Here is a 4,558-nt window from a genome sequence, read left to right as displayed (position 1 = left end):
TCCAGGCGGGCTGGAGCAGCGGGGTGCGGGCGGGGGCCGCGGCGGCGATCCGGTCGGTGGCGACCCTGCGCAGTAGGAGGGACGCGGCGCCGAGGACGGGCAGGCCTTCGGGGTCGGTGGCGCTGACGGTGTAGGCGTCGGGGCCGGCCGGGGAGATCCGTACGCGCAGGGCGTCGGCGCCGCGGGCGTGCAGGGCGGTACCGGTCCAGGAGAACGGGACGAGTCCGTGGGCGTCGGGCCGGGCGGCGGTGACGGCGTGCAGGGCGGCGTCGAGGAGGGCCGGGTGGAGTCCGTACGCGGTGGCGTCGGTGCTCTCCTCGGGGCGCAGGGCGGCGTACGCGAAGACGTCTTCGCCGCGCCGCCAGACGGCCCGGAGCCCTTGGAAGGCGGGGCCGTAGCCGATGCCGGCGGCGGCGAAGCGGGCGTACTCGCCGTCCAGGGCGACGGGTTCGGCGCCGGCGGGCGGCCAGCTGCCGGTGAGGCCGTCGAAGGCGTCCGCGTCGGGGGCGGTGGACCCGTCGGGCGCGGTGCGGCCGGTGGCGTGCGGGGTCCAGTCGGTGGTGCCGGCGGGGGCGGAGTCGACGCGGACGGTCCGGGTGGCGTCGGCGTCGGCGGGGCCGAGGTGGACGCGCAGGCGGACGGCGGTGTCTTCAGGCAGGACGAGCGGGTTCTCGAAGGTGAGCTCGGCGAGGGCGTCGCCGGCGGCGGCCGTGAGGGCGAGTTCGAGGAGGGCGGTGCCGGGGAGGACGGTACGGCCGGCGACGGTGTGCCCGGCGAGCCAGGGCTGGGCGGCGGTGGACAGGGTCGCGGTCCACACGGCGCCCTGCGCGTCGGGCAGTTCGACGCGGGCGGCGAGCAGGGGGTGTCCGGCGGTGTCGACTCCGGCGGAGGCGAGGGGGGCCGCCGGGGCGGGGGCCGCGAGCCAGTGCCGGGTGCGCTGGAAGGCGTACGTGGGCAGCTCGGCGGCGAGGCCGGTACCGGGGGCGGGCTCGGGGGCGGGGGCGACGGGCAGGCCGTGGACGAAGGCGGTGGCCATGGCGCGGGCGAAGGCGGGGGCCTCGGGCTTGCCGCGGCGCAGCACGGGGAAGGCGACCGGGGCAGCGGCGGGGGCCGGAGCCGGTGCGGGGGCCGACGCCGAGGAGGCGGCGGGGCCGGTGTGGTGTTCCGCGTCGTCGTCGAGGACGGTGCGGGTCATGGCCGTGAGGACGGCGTCGGGGCCGAGTTCGACGAAGGTGTCGATGCCCTCGGCGCGCAGCGCGCGGATCCCGTCGAGGAACCGTACGGGACGGCGCGCATGGCGGACCCAGTGGTCCGCGGTGCGCAGGGCGTCGCCGGTGGCGAGCCGTCCGGTCAGGTTCGACATGACAGGAATCCTCGGCGGGTGGAATTCGACGCCGCGAGCGATCGCTTCGAACTGTGTCAACATGCCGTCCATGTGGGGCGAGTGGAAGGCGTGACTGACGGTCAGGAGCCGTGCGGCGCGACCGCGGCTCTTCCAGTGCTCGACCAGTTCCGCCACGTCGGGCTCGTCCCCGGCGACCACGACGGCGGCCGGCCCGTTGACGGCGGCGAGGTCGATCCGGTCCTCCCGTCCGGCCAGCAGGGGGCGCACTTCCTCCTCTCCGGCCTGGAGCGCGGCCATGGCCCCGCCCCCGGGCAGTTCGTCCATCAGCCGGCCGCGGGCCGCGACGAGCCGGGCCGCGTCGGGCAGTGAGAACACCCCGGCCGCGTAGGCGGCGGTGAGTTCGCCGACGGAGTGCCCGGCGAGGGCGTCGGGCCGCAGGCCCCGGGAGGTGACGAGCGCGTACAGGGCGGCTTCGAGGGCGAACAGGGCGGGCTGCGTGTACCGGGTGCGGTCGAGGAGGGCTGCGTCGGGTGAGCCGGGCCCGGCGAACATCACGGTGCGCAGCGGGCGCGGCAGGTGGGGGTCGAAGGCGGCGCAGACCTCGTCGAGGGCGGCGGCGAACACCGGTTCGGCGGCGTACAGTTCGCGGCCGGTACCGGGGCGCTGGCTGCCCTGGCCGGTGAAGAGGAACGCGGTGCGGCGGTCCTCGGCGGCCTCGCCGGTGACGGTCGCCCCGGTGTCGGGGTGTTCGTCCCCGGCGAGGGAGCCGAGGCCGTGCAGCAGGGAGTCGAGGTCGTCCCCGAGGACGACGGCGCGGTGCGCGAAGGCGGTGCGGGAGTGGGCGAGCGCGGAGGCGACGGCGGCGGGGTCGGTACGGCCCGCGGGCCGGGCGGCGACGTGGTCGGCGAGGCGGCGGGCCTGGTCGCGCAGGGCGGCCCGGGTCCGGGCGGAGAGCACCCAGGCGGCGGGCCCCGGCTGCTCGGAGCCCCCGGCGGACCCGGCGGCCTCGGGGGACCCGGCAGACCCGGGCGACCCGGCAGTCCTGGGGGACCCGGCAGCCCCGGCGGAGCCGGCAGCCCCGGGGGACCCGGCGGCCTCGGCAGACCCGGCGGACCCGGCGTTCGGCCCCACCGCCATCGGGCTCAGCGGCTGCCCGGCCTGCGGCTGCCCGGCGGCATGCGGCTGTTCGGCGGACTCCAGGATGACGTGGGCGTTCGTGCCGCTCGCCCCGAAGGCGGAGACCCCGGCCCGGCGCGGCCCCTCCCCCCGCCGCGGCCAGGGGGTGCGCTCGGTTTGCAGGGTGACGGCTCCGGCGGTCCAGTCGACGCGACTGGACGGGGTGTCGGCGTGCAGCGTCCGGGGCAGGACCCCGTGCCCCAGGGCCAGCACCGTCTTGATGACGCCCGCGACACCGGCGGCGGCCTGCGCGTGGCCGATGTTGGACTTGAGGGAGCCGAGGAGCAGCGGTTCTCCGGCGGGCCGGGCCCGGCCGTAGGTGGCGAGGAGGGCCTGGGCCTCGATCGGGTCGCCGAGCCTGGTTCCGGTGCCGTGGGCCTCGACGGCGTCGACCTGGTCGGCGGTGAGCCCGGCCTGGCGCAGGGCGGCCCGGATGACGCGCTGCTGGGCCGGGCCGTTGGGGGCGGTCAGTCCGGCGCCGCCGCCGTCCTGGTTGACGGCCGAGCCGCGCAGTACGGCCAGGACGGTGCGGCCGTCGCGACGGGCGTCGGAGAGCCGCTGGAGCAGCAGCATGCCGGCGCCCTCGCCGAATCCGGTGCCGTCGGCGTCGTCGGAGAACGCCTTGCAGCGGCCGTCGGCGGCCAGGCCCCGCTGGCGCGAGAAGTCGATGAACATGGTCGGCGTGGACAGCACGGTGGCTCCGCCCGCGAGCGCGAGGTCGCACTCCCCGGCCCGCAGGGCCTGCGCGGCCAGGTGCAGGGCGACGAGCGAGGAGGAGCAGGCGGTGTCCACGGTGACGGCCGGTCCGCGCAGGCCGAAGGTGTAGGAGATCCGGCCGGAGGCGACGCTGCCCGCGCTGCCGTTCACGAGGTAGCCCTCCAGGCCCTCGGGGACGGCCGTGCCCGGGGTGTGGGGGACGCGGGCGCCGTAGTCGTCGTACATGACGCCCGCGTAGACGCCCGTACGGCTGTCGCGGACGTCTTCCCGGCGCAGCCCGGCGCGTTCGAACGCCTCCCAGGAGGTTTCCAGCAGGAGCCGCTGCTGCGGGTCCATGGCGAGGGCCTCGCGGGGCGAGATCCCGAAGAACTCCGGGTCGAAGTCGGCGCAGTCGTGGAGGAACCCGCCCTCGCGGGCGTAGCTGGTGCCGGGGGCGGCGCCGTCCGGGTCGTACAGCGCGTCGAGGTCCCAGCCGCGGTCGGCGGGCAGGCCGGAGATCGCGTCGGTGCCGGATTCGAGGAGCTGCCACAGCGCCTCGGGGGTGCGTACGCCGCCGGGGAGGCGGCAGCTCATGGAGACGATCGCGACGGGTTCGCGGGCGCTCTCCTCCACGGCCCTCAGCTGTTCGCGGGTGCTGACGAGTTCGGCGGTGACCCGCTTGAGGTAGTCGCGGATCCTGGCCGAGTTGTCGTCGCTTCCGGCCGTGGGCTGCGGGGCGCTCTCCGTCACAACTGCTCCTCGATGAAGGCGAAAAGTTCTTCGTCGTCGGCCGAATCCAGGCCGGTCCCGGCGGCTGCGGCGGGGACCGCCGCGAGGGGGGCCGGTGCGGCGGGCGGCCCGGCGGCGGCCGCCACCGAGGCGACGAGCCGGGTGAGCCGGCGGTGGACGGTCTCGTGGGCGATGTCGTCGGTCTCCAGGGCGGCGAGTGCGGCCTCCAGGGCGGCGAGCCCGGCGAGGGCCGCTTCGCCCGCGGCGGCGCTGCCGTTCCCGGTGGCGCGCAGTTCCCCGTCGAGGTGTTCGGCGACGGCCTGTGCGGTGGGGTGGTCGAAGGCGAGGGTCGGCGACAGGCGCAGTCCGGTCGCGGCGGTGAGCCGGTTGCGGAGCTCGACGGCGGTCAGCGAGTCGAAGCCGGTCTCGCGCAGCGGCCGGGCGGGTTCGACGGCGCCGGGTCCGGCGAAGCCGAGGACCGCGGCGATCTCGCCCCGTACCAGGGTGAGCAGTTCCCGGTGCCGGGCGGCCGGGTCGAGGCCGGACAGGCGCAGGGCGAGCGCCCGTGCCGTCTGCTCGCCCGCGGCGGGCCCGCCGGCCGCCGCCGCGGCC

Annotated in this window: 2 protein-coding genes; both read right to left on the bottom strand. The window is 77.4% G+C overall.

The window, feature by feature from the left end:
* On the bottom strand, positions 1 to 3,967 hold a 3,967-nt coding region (locus ABZW32_RS38905; RefSeq protein ID WP_356225522.1), incomplete at its 3' end, for a type I polyketide synthase.
* Positions 3,964 to 4,558, bottom strand: a 595-nt coding sequence (locus ABZW32_RS38900) for an acyl carrier protein (RefSeq protein ID WP_356225520.1), incomplete at its 5' end; no start/stop codon positions are given. The genes ABZW32_RS38905 and ABZW32_RS38900, both read right to left, overlap by 4 nt.

Origin of the sequence: Streptomyces sp. NPDC004667, from assembly GCF_040609475.1 — a bacterium.
Taxonomy (GTDB): Bacteria; Actinomycetota; Actinomycetes; order Streptomycetales; family Streptomycetaceae; genus Streptomyces.
Note: the sequence above shows the minus strand (reverse complement) of the source record. Positions and strands in the feature narration are given on the sequence as shown.